Annotated in this window: 20 protein-coding genes and 1 tRNA gene; 14 read left to right on the top strand and 7 right to left on the bottom strand. The window is 68.6% G+C overall.

The genetic code is table 11. The features are described 5' to 3' along the window. Positions 1 to 61: 61 nt before the first annotated feature. The 4 genes from lepB to pyrE all read right to left on the bottom strand — a co-directional run bounded on the left by lepB (position 62) and on the right by pyrE (position 2,793). Positions 62 to 967 (bottom strand): signal peptidase I, encoded by a 906-nt coding sequence (gene lepB, locus VGC56_RS08550; protein ID WP_464124472.1) that lies wholly within the window; start codon positions 965 to 967, stop codon positions 62 to 64. Next, entirely contained in the window at positions 964 to 1,380 is a 417-nt protein-coding gene (acpS, locus tag VGC56_RS08545; RefSeq protein WP_464124501.1) for a holo-ACP synthase, read from the bottom strand. Before acpS ends, lepB begins: the two co-directional genes overlap by 4 nt. Positions 1,381 to 1,483: 103 nt before the next feature. Further along, positions 1,484 to 2,212, bottom strand: a complete 729-nt coding sequence (locus tag VGC56_RS08540; protein WP_464124471.1) for a pyridoxine 5'-phosphate synthase — start codon at positions 2,210 to 2,212, stop codon at positions 1,484 to 1,486. Further along, complete coding sequence (gene pyrE, locus VGC56_RS08535) at positions 2,209 to 2,793, bottom strand: orotate phosphoribosyltransferase (protein WP_464124470.1); 585 nt, start codon at positions 2,791 to 2,793, stop codon at positions 2,209 to 2,211. The genes VGC56_RS08540 and pyrE overlap by 4 nt, the downstream gene beginning before the upstream one ends. 184 nt (positions 2,794 to 2,977) lie before the next feature. On the opposite strand from pyrE, the gene coxB reads away from it, so the two are divergent. From coxB to VGC56_RS08475, 12 genes are all read left to right on the top strand, one after another. Continuing rightward, positions 2,978 to 4,177, top strand: coding sequence for a cytochrome c oxidase subunit II (gene coxB, locus VGC56_RS08530; protein ID WP_464124469.1), 1,200 nt, complete (start codon positions 2,978 to 2,980; stop codon positions 4,175 to 4,177). A 1-nt stretch (position 4,178) separates the two neighbouring features. Further along, the gene (gene ctaD / locus VGC56_RS08525; protein WP_464124468.1) at positions 4,179 to 5,846 is read left to right on the top strand and encodes a cytochrome c oxidase subunit I; all 1,668 of its coding nucleotides are present in this window, start codon (positions 4,179 to 4,181) and stop codon (positions 5,844 to 5,846) included. A 68-nt stretch (positions 5,847 to 5,914) separates the two neighbouring features. After that, the gene (locus VGC56_RS08520; RefSeq protein ID WP_464124467.1) at positions 5,915 to 6,178 is read left to right on the top strand and encodes a type II toxin-antitoxin system Phd/YefM family antitoxin; all 264 of its coding nucleotides are present in this window, start codon (positions 5,915 to 5,917) and stop codon (positions 6,176 to 6,178) included. After that, entirely contained in the window at positions 6,175 to 6,567 is a 393-nt protein-coding gene (locus tag VGC56_RS08515; protein ID WP_464124466.1) for a type II toxin-antitoxin system VapC family toxin, read from the top strand. The genes VGC56_RS08520 and VGC56_RS08515 overlap by 4 nt, the downstream gene beginning before the upstream one ends. Positions 6,568 to 6,622: 55 nt before the next feature. Beyond that, positions 6,623 to 7,528 carry a heme o synthase gene (locus VGC56_RS08510; protein ID WP_464124465.1) on the top strand — a complete coding sequence of 302 codons (906 nt, stop codon included), beginning with the start codon at positions 6,623 to 6,625 and terminating at the stop codon, positions 7,526 to 7,528. Further along, positions 7,525 to 7,683 carry a hypothetical protein gene (locus VGC56_RS08505; protein ID WP_464124464.1) on the top strand — a complete coding sequence of 53 codons (159 nt, stop codon included), beginning with the start codon at positions 7,525 to 7,527 and terminating at the stop codon, positions 7,681 to 7,683. The genes VGC56_RS08510 and VGC56_RS08505 overlap by 4 nt, the downstream gene beginning before the upstream one ends. Then, positions 7,680 to 8,246: a cytochrome c oxidase assembly protein gene (locus VGC56_RS08500; RefSeq protein WP_464124463.1), complete on the top strand. Its 567-nt coding sequence runs from the start codon at positions 7,680 to 7,682 to the stop codon at positions 8,244 to 8,246. The genes VGC56_RS08505 and VGC56_RS08500 overlap by 4 nt, the downstream gene beginning before the upstream one ends. 45 nt (positions 8,247 to 8,291) lie before the next feature. Then, positions 8,292 to 9,110: a cytochrome c oxidase subunit 3 gene (locus tag VGC56_RS08495; protein WP_464124462.1), complete on the top strand. Its 819-nt coding sequence runs from the start codon at positions 8,292 to 8,294 to the stop codon at positions 9,108 to 9,110. Between the two features lie 67 nt (positions 9,111 to 9,177). After that, on the top strand, positions 9,178 to 9,597 hold the full coding sequence (locus tag VGC56_RS08490) for a DUF983 domain-containing protein (RefSeq protein ID WP_464124461.1): 420 nt from the start codon (positions 9,178 to 9,180) through the stop codon (positions 9,595 to 9,597). Next, positions 9,594 to 10,190 (top strand): SURF1 family protein, encoded by a 597-nt coding sequence (locus VGC56_RS08485; protein WP_464124460.1) that lies wholly within the window; start codon positions 9,594 to 9,596, stop codon positions 10,188 to 10,190. Before VGC56_RS08490 ends, VGC56_RS08485 begins: the two co-directional genes overlap by 4 nt. Positions 10,191 to 10,226: 36 nt before the next feature. Further along, on the top strand, positions 10,227 to 11,450 hold the full coding sequence (locus VGC56_RS08480) for a M16 family metallopeptidase (protein ID WP_464124459.1): 1,224 nt from the start codon (positions 10,227 to 10,229) through the stop codon (positions 11,448 to 11,450). Positions 11,451 to 11,495: 45 nt separating this feature from the next. Beyond that, positions 11,496 to 12,416, top strand: coding sequence for a class I SAM-dependent methyltransferase (locus VGC56_RS08475; RefSeq protein WP_464124458.1), 921 nt, complete (start codon positions 11,496 to 11,498; stop codon positions 12,414 to 12,416). A 225-nt stretch (positions 12,417 to 12,641) separates the two neighbouring features. On the opposite strand, the gene VGC56_RS08470 is transcribed toward VGC56_RS08475, so the two are convergent. From VGC56_RS08470 to VGC56_RS08460, 3 genes are read right to left on the bottom strand one after another with little or no spacing between them, the layout of a single operon-like run. After that, positions 12,642 to 13,283 (bottom strand): heme exporter protein CcmB, encoded by a 642-nt coding sequence (locus VGC56_RS08470; RefSeq protein WP_464124457.1) that lies wholly within the window; start codon positions 13,281 to 13,283, stop codon positions 12,642 to 12,644. Then, on the bottom strand, positions 13,280 to 13,849 hold the full coding sequence (gene ccmA, locus VGC56_RS08465; RefSeq protein WP_464124456.1) for a heme ABC exporter ATP-binding protein CcmA: 570 nt from the start codon (positions 13,847 to 13,849) through the stop codon (positions 13,280 to 13,282). The genes VGC56_RS08470 and ccmA overlap by 4 nt, the downstream gene beginning before the upstream one ends. Beyond that, positions 13,846 to 14,247 (bottom strand): metallopeptidase family protein, encoded by a 402-nt coding sequence (locus VGC56_RS08460; protein WP_464124455.1) that lies wholly within the window; start codon positions 14,245 to 14,247, stop codon positions 13,846 to 13,848. The genes ccmA and VGC56_RS08460 overlap by 4 nt, the downstream gene beginning before the upstream one ends. A 27-nt stretch (positions 14,248 to 14,274) precedes the next feature. Here VGC56_RS08460 and VGC56_RS08455 point away from each other — a divergent pair, with 27 nt between their 5' ends. After that, positions 14,275 to 14,595, top strand: a complete 321-nt coding sequence (locus tag VGC56_RS08455; protein WP_464124454.1) for a 4a-hydroxytetrahydrobiopterin dehydratase — start codon at positions 14,275 to 14,277, stop codon at positions 14,593 to 14,595. 23 nt (positions 14,596 to 14,618) lie between these two features. After that, a tRNA-Ser gene (locus tag VGC56_RS08450) sits at positions 14,619 to 14,709 on the top strand. The last annotated feature ends 384 nt before the right edge of the window (positions 14,710 to 15,093 follow it).

Below are 15,093 nucleotides of genomic sequence, written 5' to 3'. Positions count from 1 at the left end.
GCCGGGCGCGTCTCGTCGGCGGCGCGGTGGCGCGCGCCGACGGTCGCGTCAACCCTGCCGGCTATTTGCCGGCGGTCAGCTTAGGGGCGACGGCATGGGGGCGGAGCGATGTGCCGGCGCGGCCGCCGCGGAGCGCCTGGAACCAGCTGATCGGGTTGTACCAGTGCCACGAGCCGTCGGAGGAGTAGGTGATGAACTCGGCGCGGCCGCCGAGATTCTCCCATGGGATCGGGCCGCCGAGGCCGCCCTGATCGATCGACACCCGGCTGTCGGCCGAATCGTCGCGATTGTCGCCCATCAGGAAGACGTGGCCGGCGGGGACGGTGACCGGGCCGAAATCGTCGGCCGTCGACGGGCCCTCATCGATCGTGTCGTAGCTCTTCCCGTCCGGCAGCGTCTCGCGGAAGACCGGGAGGCGACAGAGGAGCTTGCCGTCCGGCGAAGGCTCACGGAAGCGGCCGAACTGGTCGGGGCAGGGCAGGTTCGGATCGAGCGGGATGGCGGTGGTGCCCCGCGCCTCGCGCTTCACCGGCTGGCCGTTGAGGATGAGCTGGCCGCCGATCATGCGGATCGTGTCGCCCGGAAGGCCGATGACGCGCTTGATCCAGTCCTCGGAATGGCGGGTCTCGCCGGGCGGCGTGATGATGACGACGTCGCCGCGCTGCGGCATGCGGCCGAACAGCCGGCCGTGGAATTCGGGAAGGACGTGGAAGGAGGGGGACACCCACGACCAACCGTACGGATATTTGCTGACGATAAGCTGGTCGCCCTTCAGCAGCCCCGGCATCATCGATTCGGACGGGATGTAGAAGGGTTTGGCGACGAGGCTGTGGAGCGCCAGCACGCCGAGCACGAGCCAGAGGATGCCCTTGATCTCGCCCCACCAGTCGGTCGGATTCTTCGCCGGCGCCTCGTCGACGGGAGTCGCGGCCGCGTCGGCGGAGGTGAGAGCGGGGTCGTCGGTCACGTCGGTTCCTTTTCGAGCGGCACGGCGGTGATGATCACGAAGGCCTGAGCAAAGGGGTGATCGTCGGTCATTGTCAAATGAACCTCCGCACGATGCCCCGCCGGCGTGAGCGCGTCGAGCCTTTCGCGGGCGCCGCCGGCAAGCGCCAGGGTGGGCGCGCCGGATCTTTGGTTCACCACGCCTATATCGCGCATGAACACGCCGCGCTTGAAGCCGGTGCCCACCGCCTTGGAGAAGGCCTCCTTGGCGGCGAAGCGCTTCGCGTAGGTGCCGGCGCGGGTGAAGGGGCGGCTCTCCGCCTTGGCGCGCTCGACATCGGTGAAGACGCGCTGCGTGAAGCGATCGCCGAAGCGGTCAAGCGAATTCTGGATCCGCTCGATGTTACACAGGTCCGAGCCGATGCCGATGATCATCATCTCGCCGCCCCAGCGAAGGCTGGGGCCCCAGGGGGTGATGATCGCAGGTGCCTTTCACCCGCTGGGGTCCCAGCCTTCGCTGGGACGACGTGACAGGCCCTCACCGCGCCGCGTCCATCAGTTGGCGCATGTGGGCGACGCTGTCTTCGAGGCCGCAGAAGATCGCTTCGCCGATCAGGAAATGGCCGATGTTGAGCTCGCGCACCTGCGGGATGGCGGCGACGGGCTGGACGTTGTCGAAGGTGAGGCCGTGGCCGGCATGGGCCTCGATGCCGTTCTTGGCGGCGAGCGCGGCGGCGTCGGCGATGCGGCGCAGCTCGGCCGCACGCGCGTCCCCGTCGAGGTGGGCGTAGCGGCCGGTGTGGAATTCGACGACCGGCGCCTTGAGGCGGATGGCCGCCTCGATCTGGCGCGGGTCGGGCTCGATGAACAGGCTGACGCGGATGTTGGCGCCGGCGAGCCGCTCGATGAAGGGCTTCAGGTGATTGTCCTGGCCGGCGGCGTCGAGGCCGCCCTCCGTCGTCCGCTCCTCGCGCCGCTCGGGGACGATGCAGGCGGCGTGGGGGCGATGGCGCAGCGCAATCTCGAGCATCTCCTCCGTCGCCGCCATTTCGAGGTTGAGCGGGATGGTAAGCCGCTCGATCAAAGCGGCGATATCGTCGTCGCGTATGTGGCGGCGGTCTTCCCTGAGGTGCGCGGTGATGCCGTCGGCGCCGGCCTCGGCGGCGATGAGGGCGGCCTTAACCGGATCGGGATGGTCGCCGCCGCGCGCGTTCCGGATGGTCGCGACATGGTCGATATTGACCCCGAGGCGCAGCGCGTCGCTCATGCCGCCTTGCGGCTGCCGGGCTTTTCGGCGGGGGTGGCGGCGAGCTCGGGCGGAAGCGCATCGGCCGCGTAGGTGGGGACGTCGAGGCGGATCAGCGGGAAGAACGGCACGCCGAGATCGGCCTTGCCGCTCGACCGGTCGACGAGGCAGGCGGCGGCGATCACCTGACCCCCGGCCGCCTCGACGGCGGCGATCGCTTCTCGCGAACTGAGGCCCGTGGTGACGACGTCCTCGACCAGAAGCACCTTCTGTCCCGCATCGAGCCGGAAGCCGCGGCGCAGCTCGAACGTGCCGCTCGGGCGCTCGACGAACAGCGCTTCCACCCCGAGCGCGCGGCCCATTTCATGGCCGACGATCACCCCGCCCATCGCCGGCGAGACGACCACGTCGATCTCAGCGCGCAGGTCCGGCGGGATCGTGGCCGCGATCGCTTCGGCGAGGCGGGCGGCCCGCTTTGGGTCCATGAGTACGCGGGCGCATTGCAGGTAGCGGGGGCTGTGGAGGCCGGAGGAGAGGATGAAATGGCCTTCGAGCAAGGCGTCGGCGGCGCGGAACTCGGCGAGGATCTCGTCTTCACTCATCGCGGCGCAGGTTCCTTATCGGCTCCGGTGGTGAATAGGGGGGCGACAAGCCCTCTTCAAGGCGCGGGCAAATGCGTCCAAAGGGGCGCTTGAGGCGCGGGGGCACCCTGCCTATAAGGCGCCGCGATCCGCCGCCACTGGCACCGACCAATCCCGCTCCGCCCGGAGGCTGCAAGGGGTATAGATGAAGAACCTCATTAAGCTTTTCGCCGTCGCCGCCGCCTTCGGGATGATGCCGGCCGCCGCCGCGGCGCAAGCGCCGGCCCCCGCGCCTGCGGCGAGCGCCAACAGCGCCGCCGCGCCGGCCGCCCAGGCGCCACGCGATGCGATCAGCGCCAAGAGCCAGGCGCAGCCGGCCCAGCCGCACGACGTCTCCGGCCCCGCCACCGGCCCGTTCAACACGACGAACCCGAGCGACGCCACCGTCGCCAATTCCGCCCTCGCCGCGCGGACCTCGCCGACCGTCGGCGTCGGCCAGCCGCAGGCGGGGACGATGCGGCTGCAGGAGCAGTTCACCCCGATCGGCAAAGAGGCGGCCCGTTTCCACAACAAGATCCTGATCCCGCTGATCACCGCGATCTCGCTGTTCGTCCTCTTCCTGCTGCTGTTCGTGGTGATCCGCTACCGCCGCGGCGCCAATCCGGTGCCGTCGCGCAACACCCACAACACCTTCCTCGAAGTCGCCTGGACCCTGGTGCCGGTGCTGATCCTGGTGGCGATTGCGGTGCCGTCGATCCGGCTCCTCGCCCACCAATATTCGCCGCCCAAGCCGGACGTGACGGTGAAGGTCACCGGCAACCAATGGTATTGGACCTATTCCTACCCCGACAATGGCGGGTTCGAAGTCGTTTCGAACATGCTGTCGAAGGAGGATGCGGCCAAGCGCGGCGAGCCCCGTCTGCTCGGCGTCGACGAGCGCATGGTGGTGCCCGCGGGCGCCGTCGTGAAGCTGATCGTCACCTCGTCCGACGTCATCCACTCGTTCGGCGTCCCCTCCTTCTGGGTTAAGATGGACGCCGTCCCGGGCCGCTTGAACGAGACCTGGTTCAAGGTCGACAAGCCCGGCGTCTATTACGGCGTCTGCTACGAGCTGTGCGGCGCCCGCCACCCGTTCATGCCGATCGCGGTCGATGTCGTGCCGCCGGCGCAATATGCCGCGTGGATCGCGTCCAAGGGCGGCACCATGCCCGGGCAGAAGAAGCCGACGTCGCCCGACGCGACCCAGAATTCGCCGATCAGCAATCCGGCGCCCGCGGCAGGCGCGACGACCACCGCCCCCGGCGGCGGCACCTCCGCCACCCCGACCCCGACCAACGTCTCTGCTGGAACCGCTACGCCCGCGGCCACCAACCAGAGCCAGGCCCATTCCAGCCGCGGAATCTAAAATGACCGATACGACCGCCAACGCCGCCTATTTCCACGCGCACGACGCGCATGACGCGCACCACGATGCCGATCACAAGCCCGGCTTCTTCGCGCGCTGGTTCATGTCGACGAACCACAAGGACATCGGCACCCTCTACCTCATCTTCGCGATCGTCGCGGGCATCATCGGCGGCACCATTTCGGGCCTGATGCGGCTCGAGCTGATGCATCCCGGCGTCCAGTATCTGCAGAGCTGGGCGGGCGCCCACGCGACGCAGGACGAGGCGACCCACATGTGGAACGTGCTCGTCACCGCCCACGGTCTGATCATGGTGTTCTTCATGGTGATGCCGGCGATGATCGGCGGCTTCGGCAACTGGTTCGTGCCGCTGATGATCGGCGCGCCGGACATGGCCTTCCCGCGGATGAACAACATTTCCTTCTGGCTGCTCGTCCCCGCCTTCCTGCTGCTGCTTGGCTCGACCCAGGTCTCCGGCGGCACCGGCAACGGCGCCGGCATCGGCTGGACCGCCTACGCCCCGCTCTCGACCTCCGGCTCGTCCGGGCCAGCCGTCGACATGGCGATCTTCTCGCTCCACCTTGCGGGCGCCTCGTCGATCCTCGGCGCGATCAACTTCATCACCACCATCTTCAACATGCGCGCGCCAGGCATGACGCTGCACAAGATGCCGCTGTTCGTCTGGTCGATCCTCGTCACGGTCTTCCTGCTGCTGCTCGCCCTCCCGGTCCTCGCCGGCGCGATCACCATGCTGCTGACGGACCGCAATTTCGGCACGCACTTCTTCGATGCGGCCGGCGGCGGCGATCCGATCCTCTACCAGCACCTCTTCTGGTTCTTCGGCCACCCGGAGGTGTACATCATGATCCTGCCGGGCTTCGGCATGGTCAGCCAGGTGATCGCCACCTTCAGCCGCAAGCCGGTCTTCGGCTATCTCGGCATGGCCTATGCCATGGTCGCGATCGGCGTGATCGGCTTCGTCGTCTGGGCCCACCACATGTTCACCGTCGGCATGGACGTGAACACCAAGATGTACTTCACCGCGGCGACGATGGTGATCGCGGTGCCGACCGGCATCAAGATCTTCTCGTGGATCGCGACCATGTGGGGCGGCTCGATCACGTTCGAGACACCGATGATGTGGGCCTTGGGGTTCATCTTCATGTTCACGGTCGGCGGCGTCACCGGCGTCGTGCTCGCCAACGGCGGCGTCGATATCGTCTTCCAGGACACCTATTACGTGGTGGCGCACTTCCACTACGTGCTGTCGCTGGGCGCGGTCTTCTCGCTCTTCGCCGGCTTCTATTACTGGTTCGCGAAGATGTCGGGCCGGATGTACAACGAGGTGCTGGGCCAGCTCCACTTCTGGTTCTTCTTCATCGGCGTCAACATCCTGTTCTTCCCGATGCACTTCCTCGGCATGGAGGGGATGCAGCGCCGCGTGTCGGACTATACGGACGCCTACGCGCACTGGAATTACGTCGCCTCGATAGGCTTCTTCATCATGGCGGCCAGCATGGTCTTCTTCTTCGTGAACGTGCTGTGGTCGCTGTTCGCCGGCCGCAAGGCGCCCGACAATCCCTGGGGCGAAGGCGCGACGACGCTCGAATGGACCCTGTCGAGCCCGCCGCCCTTCCACCAGTTCGAGACGCTCCCGCGGATCGATTGAGGCGCTCAATCTTGCTCCCCCCGCGAATTGTGACTACATGAGGTCACAATTCGCGGCGGAGATAATTCATGGCGCTCGAACTTTCGGTACGAGAGGCAAAGGCCCGCTTCGCGGAGGCGATATCTGCGGCGGAAGGCGGCGAGCGGGTCGTCATCACCAGGCACGGCAAACCGGTCGTCGAGTGGGTCCCGGCACGCCCGAGGGGCGGACATGACTTCGCGAAGACTGCGGAAGTCCGAGAGCGGCTCGGGCTGACCGGAGTCAAGATCATCCTCCCGGACGATTTCGACGATCCGGCATTCAGCCGCCGCGTCCTCGGCCTCGAAGAGTGAGGCTGCTGCTCGACACGCACTTCGCCGTCTGGCTCGCATCGAACGAAGCCCGCGTCTCGAATGCCGAGCGCGCTCTCGTCGCCCGCCGAGACGTGGAGATCGTCTGCTCAGCCGTGAGCATCTGGGAGCTGCGGCTCAAGTGGAACCGCGTCACGCTGGAAGGGGTGCGGAAAGGACCTGCCTCCCCCGACGCGGTCATGGCGTTCGGACAGGCAATGAATTGGACTTTCCTCGCGCTTCTGCCGGAGCACGCTGCGTCGCCGTTGGACGTGCCAGTGGCGCATAAGGACCCATTCGACGAACTCCTGCTCGTTCAGGCGCAGGTCGAGGGGATGCGGCTGCTCACCCGCGACCGGGCGCTCGTCGGTCATCCGCTCGCACTCCACTGAAGCGAAGCGACGGCTTCCGCTCCGGCTCCGTCCGGACTATAGGGCGCCCGTTCCCATGGCCGCCGCCCACCTTTCCCCCGCTTACCCCGCCGATTGGCGCGATTTCCTGGCGCTGACAAAGCCCCGGGTGATGAGCCTCGTCGTCTTCACGGGGCTGTGCGGGATGCTGGCGGCGGGGGTGCCGGTCAATCCGGTGCTCGGCTTCACTGCCATCCTGTGCATCGCGCTCGGCGCCGGCGCGGCGGCGGCGCTCAACATGTGGTTCGAAGCAGACCTCGACGCGAAGATGAAGCGGACTGCCAAGCGGCCGATCCCGGCGGGGCGGATGGACCGGCAGGCCGCCTTGCACTTCGGCGTCGGCCTCTCCTTTTTCTCCGTCATCCTGATGGAGCTGGCCATCAACCGCGTCGCTGCGGCGGTGCTGGCGGTGTCGATCCTGTTCTACGTGCTGGTCTACACGGTGTGGCTGAAGCGCAGGACGCCGCAGAACATCGTCATCGGCGGGGCCGCCGGGGCCTTCCCGCCGGTCATCGGCTGGGCCGCCGCGACGGGGCACATCACGCTTCTGCCGGTGCTGCTCTTCCTGCTCATCTTCCTGTGGACGCCGCCGCATTTCTGGGCGCTGTCGCTGTTCGTCCGCTCGGATTATGCCGCGGCCGGGGTGCCGATGCTGCCGGTCGTGTCGGGCGCGAAGGTGACGCGGCAGCAGATCCTGCTCTATTCGCTGCCGATGGCCGCCGCCGCCGTGGCGCCGTGGCCGCTCGGGCTCGCCGGCGCGTTCTACGGCATCACCGCCGCCGCCTTCAGCCTGGTCTTCGTCGGCATCGCGGTGCGCGTACTCCTCAACAAGGGGAGCGAGCCGGCGCAGATGAAGCCCGAGAAGCAGCTCTTCGCTTTCTCCATCCTCTACCTTTTCGGCGTGTTCGGAGCGCTGGTGATCGACAGGATCTGGCTGACATGACCGAACCGACCCGCCCCAACGACCTCACCCCGCCGACCGACGCCGAGATCCGCCGCCGCCAGAAGGGCCGCGCGATCATCATGGCGGTGCTGCTCGCCGCCTTCGTGATCCTCGTCTACGCGATCACCATCGCGAAGATGTCGATCAACCGGTGAGCGCGGTGGCGAGCGCCGCCACGCGCAGGAACGGCCGCACGGCCGCCTTGATGGCGCTGCTCGTCGCGGCGATGGTCGGCCTCGCCTTCGCCAGCGTGCCGCTCTACCGCGTCTTCTGCCAGGTCACAGGCTTCGACGGCACGCCCGGCCGCGCCATCGGCAAGCAGGCGCCGGGCGTGGTCGCCGGCAAGACGGTTTCCGTCCGTTTCGACGCCAACGTCTCGCCGTCGCTGCCGTGGCGCTTCGGGCCGGAAAAGGCGACGCAGATCGTGCCGATCGGCGGCCGGCAGATGGCGATCTTCCTCGCCCGCAACCTCACCGCGCGCTCGATCACCGGCCGCGCCAGCTTCAACGTGTCGCCGACCCAGGCGGCCAAATATTTCAGCAAGATCCAATGCTTCTGCTTCACCGAGCAGACCCTGAAGCCGGGCGAGGAAGCGCGCATGCCGGTGATCTTCTACGTCGATCCGGCGTTCGCCAAGGACCCGGACACAAAGGACATCAGCGAGATCACCTTGAGCTACACCTTTTACCCGGTGGACCAGCCCGGCGGGCGGAGCTAGAGCACCGTCGCCCGCTGGGGCGACCGGAATGAAGACGAGGAAGCGATGGCCGGAGCGAAGAACCACCAATACCACATCCTCAACCCGAGCCCGTGGCCGCTGATCGGCTCCTTCTCGGCGCTGGCGCTGACCGGCGGTGGGGTGATGTGGATGCATTCGGTCGCCGGCGGAACGCCGGTGCTGCTGCTCGGCCTGCTCGGCGTGCTCTCGACCATGTTCCTGTGGTGGTCGGACGTCATCAAGGAAGCCCATGCGGGCGACCATACGCCGATCGTCCAGCTGCACCTGCGCTACGGCATGATCCTGTTCATCGCTTCGGAAGTGATGTTCTTCGTCGCCTGGTTCTGGGCGTGGTTCGATTCGTCGCTCTTCCCCTCGAGCGTCGATGCGATCGGCGGCGTCTGGCCGCCCAAGGGCATGGAGGTGCTGAACCCGTTCGGCTTCCCGCTCCTCAACACCCTCATCCTGCTCTGCTCGGGCACCACCGTCACCTGGGCGCACCATTCGCTCATCCATGGCGACCGCAAGGGCCTCATCCAGGGCCTCATCGTCACCATCCTGCTCGGCATGCTGTTCACCAGCATCCAGGCCTGGGAATATGCCCACGCGCCGTTCGCGTTCAAACAGAATGTCTACACGTCGGCCTTCTTCATGGCGACGGGGTTCCACGGCGCGCACGTGCTCATCGGCACGATCTTCCTGATCGTCTGCCTGATCCGCTCGATTCGCGGCGACTTCACGCCGCGCCAGCATTTCGGCTTCGAAGCCGCCGCCTGGTACTGGCATTTCGTCGACGTCGTGTGGCTGTTCCTGTTCGTCTGCATCTACGTCTGGGGCGGTTGGGGCGCGCCGGTCGCGGGATAGGCATCCCAGCGGAAAAAACCTCCCTTCCCGGTGTTCCGGGAGGGGATTGAGGGATGGGCTCTTTACGATGACCAGTGCGTCTCCGCAGGGCCCACCCCCAGCCCCTCCCGGAAACCCGGGAGGGGAGAAAGTTTCTCCCGCCCTCGCTGCTCTCCGCGGGCAATGTCCGCAATGCGGGGCGAAGACCCTGTTCAGCGGCGTCGCCTCCTTCGCACCCCGCTGCCGCGCCTGCGGGCTCGATTATTCGAGCTTCAACGTCGGCGACGGACCGGCGCCCTTCCTGATCTTCCTCGTCGGCGGCCTCGTCGTGCTGCTCGCCATCCTTCTCGAGCTGAAGGTGGGTCCGCCCTTCTGGGTCCACATCCTGCTGTGGGTGCCGCTGACGGCGGTGCTGGTCGTCGGCGGCTTGCGCTTCTCGAAGGGGCTGCTGCTCATCCTCGAATATCGGAACCGCGCCCGTGAGGGCCGGATCGTGGGCGGCGAATGAGGCGCTTTCCCGTCGTCGCCACCGCCCTCGTCGCCCTCGCCGTGGCGGCGATGATCGTGCTCGGCATCTGGCAGCTGCGCCGGGCGGCGTGGAAGACGGGGCTCATTGCCACCTACCAGGCGAACCTGCACAAGCCGGCCATGCCCTGGCCGGCGCTGCTGCCGAAGGACGACAGCGAACTCCTCTACCGCCGCGCCACCGGCTTTTGCGTGCAGCCGGTCGCCTGGCGCGATGTCGTCGGGCACAATCCGAAGGGCGATCCGGGCTGGAGCCACATCGCCTCGTGCCGCACCAACGGCGCCGAAGGGCCGGGCATGGAGGTCGACATCGGCTGGTCGGTGGCTCCGAAGTATCGGGACTGGAAGGGCGGCGCCGTCGCCGGCCTCATCGTGCCCGATCACAAGCATCGCATCCGCCTCGTCGCCGACGAGCCGGCGCCGGGGCTCCAGCCGAGCACGCCGACCTCACCGGCGGACGTCCCCAACAACCATTTCGCCTATGCGGTCCAATGGTTCCTGTTCGCCCTCACCGGCGCGATCATCTTCGTCGTCGCGGTGCGGCGGCGGCAGGCGGAGCCGGCACGGTCCGGTTGAACCGGCGGGAGGGCTGGCCTATCTGGCGAGCCTCCCATGCAGCTCACCATCCTCCCCAACGGCCTCAGGGTCGCCAGCCGCCAGATGCCGGGCCTCGAGACCGCGGCGGTCGGCCTCTACGCCGATGCTGGCGCCCGCCACGAGCCGGCGCGGTTGAACGGCATCGCCCATCTGTTCGAGCATATGGTCTTCAAGGGCGCCGGCGGCCGCTCGGCCCGCGAGATCAGCGAGACGATCGAGGATGTCGGGGGCGAGCTCAACGCGGCAACCGACCGCGACGGCACCAGCTTCTCCGCCTCGGTGATGGCCGAGCATGTGCCGCTCGGGGTCGAGATGATCGCCGACCTCGTCCAGCGCCCGCTCTTCGCCGCCGCCGATCTCGAGCGCGAGAAGGAGGTCGTGCTCCAGGAATTGGGTGAGGCGCGCGACACGCCGAGCGACATCATCTTCGACGACCTCTGGTCCGCCGCCTTCGACGACCAGCCGCTCGGCCGCTCCGTCCTCGGCGACGAGGACAGTATCGAGGCGATCGGGCTAGACGACCTCCACGAATGGCGCCGCGCCCGCTACCGCGCCGGCAGCCTGGCGCTGGTCGCCGCCGGGAGGGTCGAGCATGAGGCGCTGGTAGCGCTCGCCCGGGCGCACTTCGCCGAGCTTCCCGCCGGGACGATCGACGATCCCGCTCCGGCGCGCTTCACCGGCGGCACCCGGGTCAGCCGCATGTCGAGCGAGCAGGCGCACCTCACCCTTGCCTTCCCGGCACCCTCCCAGCGGGACCCGGGCTATTTCGCCGCCCGCCTGTTCGCCGATGCAGTCGGCGGCGGGATGTCTTCGCGCCTCTTCCAACAGGTGCGCGAGGACCGCGGGCTGGCTTATTCCGTCTACGCCTCGCTCCAGCCTTATTCCGACACCGGCATCTTCTACGCCTACGCCGCCACGGCACGCCGCGAATCGGCCTCGGCCGCGCAGCTGATCGAGGACGTCATCGCCAAGGCCGCCGAGGACGTGACCCAGCGCGAGCTCGACCGCGTCCGCACCCAGTCCCGCGCCGCCCTGCTCATGTCGATGGAGAGCCCCTGGGGGCAGGCCCATTACGTGGCGCGCCAGCTTTCGGTGTGGAGCCGCCTCGTCGAGCCGTCCGAAGTGGTCGCAGCCCTCGACGCGGTGACGCTGGACGCCGTCCGCGCCGCCGGTGCGGCGATGCTCGCCGGCCCCCGCGCCCGCGCCACCATCGGCTTTCCCGCCGTGAGGGCGGCGTGAGATACTCCTCTCCCCTTCAGGGGAGAGGCTGGGAGAGGGGCCGTCATGCCGCCTGACCATCGACACCCCCTCTCCCCGACCCCCTCCCCTGAAGGGGAGAGGGGGCTTGAGGTGCTCGTCGGCGAGCCGTGGGCCGATTACGGGCTCGTCGATTCCGGCCATGGCCGCAAGCTGGAGCGCTACGGCCGCTACCGCTTCATCCGCCCGGAGCCGCAGGCAATGTGGGCGCCCGCCTCCGCCGACTGGGACGCGGACGGCGAGTTCATCCCCGGCTCGGACGAGGAAGGCGGGGGCCGCTGGTCCTTCGAGCGGCCGGTGCCGCGCGACGGCTGGGAGCTCGGCTGGGAAGACGTTCGCTTCCGGGCCCAGGCGACGCCGTTTCGCCACCTCGCTTTCTTCCCGGACATGGCGCCCCAATGGGCGTGGATGCGCGCGCGGCTCGGCGAGGGGACGGAGGCGCTCAACCTGTTCGGCTATACCGGCGTGGGCACGCTGGCGATGAGCGCTGCCGGCGCGCGGCTCACCCATGTCGATGCCTCGAAGAAATCGGTCGAGGCGGGCAAGGAGAATGCGCGGCTCGCCGGAATGGCGGACCGCCCGATCCGCTGGATGGTCGACGACGCGGTGAAGTTCACCGCCCGCGAGGTGCGGCGCGGCAAGCGCTATGACGGCATCATCCTCGATCCCCCCAAGTTCGGCCGTGGGCCGACCGGGGAAGTGTGGCGGCTGGAGGAGGGCCTGCCGGGCCTCATCGCCGATTGTCGGCGCCTGCTCGATGCGGAGAGCCGCTTCCTCGTCCTCACCGTCTACGCGGTGCGGATGTCGGCACTGGCGATCGGCGAACTCCTCCGCCAGGCGCTCGCCGACCTGCCGGGACGGGTGGAATGCGGCGACATGGCCGTCCGGGAGGAGGCCCGCGGCCTGCTCCTCCCCACCGCCATCTTCGCGCGCTGGTCTCGGAATTGATTATGCCTCCCTGCGAGCGAAGCTCGTGGGGAGGGGGACCACCGAAGGTGGTGGAGGGGTAGTCACGCGCTCCCGAAGAGGTTGAGTAGCCTGGCTGCTCTACGAAAATACCCCTCCACCAGCTTCGCCCGCGGCTGCTGCGCAGCCGGTTCCGGCTCTCGGCAGTCCCCCCGGACTGCCGACCCGCCTACACCCCCCTCCCCATCCTGCGGATGGGGAGGCAGGTTAGTCTCTGGCCGCCCGTATCGCCGCGCCTGCGGCGAAGGGGGCGATCGCCACAAGCAGCAGCGAGACGGCAGCGAGGAGCTTGGCGGCGCCCATGCCGCCGCCTTGCTCGGTCATGCCGGCGCCGAAGATGAGGAGCGGCACCGCGAGCGGCAGCATCAGCAGGCCGGCGAGGGCGCCGGTGGCGCGGAGACCCGCCGTCAGCGCCGCCACCATCAGCGTCAGCGCGGCGAGGCCGGGGGTGCCGGTGAGGAGGCCGAGCTCGAGGCGCAGGAGGAGGTCGGCGGGAAGCTTGAGCAAGGCCGCGGCGGGGAGCGCGGCCAGCATCAGCGGCGGACCGAAGCTCAGCCAATGGCCCAGCAGCTTAGCGAGCGCCACCAGTTCCTCGGGGCTGCCGCGCACGGCGAGCTGGTCGAGGACGCCGCTCGTGCGATCCGGTTCGACGAGACGGTCGACGGGGAGCAAAGCGGCGAGGAGCGCCGCCATCCACAAGGCGCCGCCGCCGGTGCGGGCGAGGAGCGGGGCGTCGGGTCCGACGGCGAACGGGAAGAGGGTGGCCACCAGGAGGAAGAAGAGGAGCGGGAGCAAGGCGCTGCCGCCGGCGGCCGCGAGGCGCAGTTCGCGCAGCAGGAGGGCGGTCACAGGGCCACCCGCTTTGCCCCATCGAGGCCGAGCGGCTGGTGGGAGGCGGCGAGGATGGCGCCGCCCCCGGCGAGGTGATTCGCCATCGCTGCCGCGAGGCGCTGCTCGCCATCCGTGTCGAGGCCGTTGGCCGGCTCGTCGAGCAGCCACAGCGGCGCGCCGCTCGCGATCACCCGCGCCAGCGCCGCGCGTTTGCGCTGGCCGGTCGAGAGCATCCGCACCGGGACCGCGGCGAGGCGGGTGAGGCCCATCGCCTCCATCGCGGCACCGGGGGCGGTGCCGTCGAGCCTGGCCCAGAAAGCGAGGGCGCGGCCGAGCGGCAGCTTCGCGTCCAGCGCCAGGCCTTCGTCGGCCAGGGCCGCTTCGCCGTCGCGAGCGACGGTGCCGGCAGAGGCACGCAGCAGGCCGGCAGCGATCCGGATCAGGCTCGATTTGCCGGCGCCGTTGGGCCCTGTCACCAGCGCCGCCTCGCCGCGCTCCAGCACCAGGTCCAGCCCCTCGAACAGCAGCCGCCCGCCGCGCAGGCACGCGACCCGCTCCATCCGCAGCAGCGTGGGCTCGCTCATCCGGCGGCGTCCTCGATGGCGTGCATGTCGGCGTCGGAGAAGCCGAAATGATGGCCCGCCTCGTGGACGATGACGTGGGTGATGAGGTCTTCGAGGCTCACCCCGGTCTCCGCCCATTCGTCGAGCAGCGGCCGGCGGTAGAGGTGGATCATCGCCGGCAGCTCTCCCGAGAGCATCGACGAACGCTCGCCGATCGGCCGGCCGGTGTAGAGGCCGGTGAGGTCGAACGGGTCCTCGATGCCGAGCTCGTCCAGCACCGCCTCCTCCGCGAAATCGTCGACGCGCAGGACGACGCCTTCGAGATGGCGGCGGAAATGGCCGGGCATGCGCGCGATGGCCGCGTCGGCGAGCCGCTCGATGTCCGCCGCCGAGGGCGCATAGGTTCCGCTTGCGGCCATGGCCCGAGGGCATAAAGGGAGGAGGCGATGGAGAAAAGGACGCTGCTCACCGACGCCGACCGCGAGGCGGCGCTCCAGGACCTGCCGGGCTGGAGCTACGACGCCCACGCCCGCGCCATCCGCCGCCAGTTCGCCTTTGCCGATTTCTCGGAGGCCTTCGGCTTCATGACCCGCGTCGCCCTCGCCGCCGAGAAGATGGACCATCATCCGGACTGGTCGAACGGCTGGAACAAGGTCGACATCGCCCTCTCCACCCACAGCGCCGGCGGCGTCACCGCGCTCGACATCGTCCTCGCCCGCGCCATCGACGCGGCCTCGCGGCTTGCCCTGACCGGCGCGGGCAATTAGAGGAGCCCGCTTCCAGAGCATGCGGAGCGGTGGCCGAGTGGTCGAAGGCGCTCGCCTGGAAAGTGAGTATACGGCAAAACCGTATCGAGGGTTCGAATCCCTCCCGCTCCGCCACTTACCTGCTTGCTGCTGGTCGCTGCCCTCCGCCGGAGGCAATGCCGCAGGAGACAGCGTGAGCAGGTGACCACCTGCGCCTGATCTCCCAGCAGACCGCTGTCGGGTGAAAACGGCGGGCGGGACTGGTCAGGGTGCATGGGCGCGCGATTACACCCTAACCGCAGTCCGGATGGCAGAAGCGGGGTCGCCGGCGGATCGGCCGTCCGTCGTTACGTGGCTGCCGCGGAAACGAGAAAAGTCCTGACTCCCCGACGAGCGCCGGAGCTTCTTCTGGTCCACAGCGGACCATCTGAAGAAGGGTAGCTGCGACTGGAACCTAAGCGATTCGGGGGCAAATGGAGGCCTTCCGTTGTTGCGCCGTTCATGTGCAACCCTCATGGA

This window comes from Allosphingosinicella sp. (assembly GCF_036403745.1).
Taxonomy (GTDB): domain Bacteria; phylum Pseudomonadota; class Alphaproteobacteria; order Sphingomonadales; family Sphingomonadaceae; genus Allosphingosinicella.
The sequence above is the reverse complement of the archived record's forward strand: the minus strand, read 5'-3'. Positions and strand labels throughout refer to the sequence as shown.

Bases quoted from the DNA above. Each gene is read 5' to 3' on its own strand.
- acpS (WP_464124501.1), bottom strand. From the start codon at position 1,380: ATGATCATCGGCATCGGCTCGGACCTGTGTAACATCGAGCGGATCCAG.
- VGC56_RS08540 (WP_464124471.1), bottom strand. From the start codon at position 2,212: ATGAGCGACGCGCTGCGCCTCGGGGTCAATATCGACCATGTCGCGACC.
- pyrE (WP_464124470.1), bottom strand. From the start codon at position 2,793: ATGAGTGAAGACGAGATCCTCGCCGAGTTCCGCGCCGCCGACGCCTTG.
- coxB (WP_464124469.1), top strand. From the start codon at position 2,978: ATGAAGAACCTCATTAAGCTTTTCGCCGTCGCCGCCGCCTTCGGGATG.
- ctaD (WP_464124468.1), top strand. From the start codon at position 4,179: ATGACCGATACGACCGCCAACGCCGCCTATTTCCACGCGCACGACGCG.
- VGC56_RS08520 (WP_464124467.1), top strand. From the start codon at position 5,915: ATGGCGCTCGAACTTTCGGTACGAGAGGCAAAGGCCCGCTTCGCGGAG.
- VGC56_RS08510 (WP_464124465.1), top strand. From the start codon at position 6,623: ATGGCCGCCGCCCACCTTTCCCCCGCTTACCCCGCCGATTGGCGCGAT.
- VGC56_RS08505 (WP_464124464.1), top strand. From the start codon at position 7,525: ATGACCGAACCGACCCGCCCCAACGACCTCACCCCGCCGACCGACGCC.
- VGC56_RS08495 (WP_464124462.1), top strand. From the start codon at position 8,292: ATGGCCGGAGCGAAGAACCACCAATACCACATCCTCAACCCGAGCCCG.
- VGC56_RS08490 (WP_464124461.1), top strand. From the start codon at position 9,178: ATGACCAGTGCGTCTCCGCAGGGCCCACCCCCAGCCCCTCCCGGAAAC.
- VGC56_RS08485 (WP_464124460.1), top strand. From the start codon at position 9,594: ATGAGGCGCTTTCCCGTCGTCGCCACCGCCCTCGTCGCCCTCGCCGTG.
- VGC56_RS08480 (WP_464124459.1), top strand. From the start codon at position 10,227: ATGCAGCTCACCATCCTCCCCAACGGCCTCAGGGTCGCCAGCCGCCAG.
- VGC56_RS08475 (WP_464124458.1), top strand. From the start codon at position 11,496: ATGCCGCCTGACCATCGACACCCCCTCTCCCCGACCCCCTCCCCTGAA.
- ccmA (WP_464124456.1), bottom strand. From the start codon at position 13,849: ATGAGCGAGCCCACGCTGCTGCGGATGGAGCGGGTCGCGTGCCTGCGC.
- VGC56_RS08460 (WP_464124455.1), bottom strand. From the start codon at position 14,247: ATGGCCGCAAGCGGAACCTATGCGCCCTCGGCGGCGGACATCGAGCGG.
- VGC56_RS08455 (WP_464124454.1), top strand. From the start codon at position 14,275: ATGGAGAAAAGGACGCTGCTCACCGACGCCGACCGCGAGGCGGCGCTC.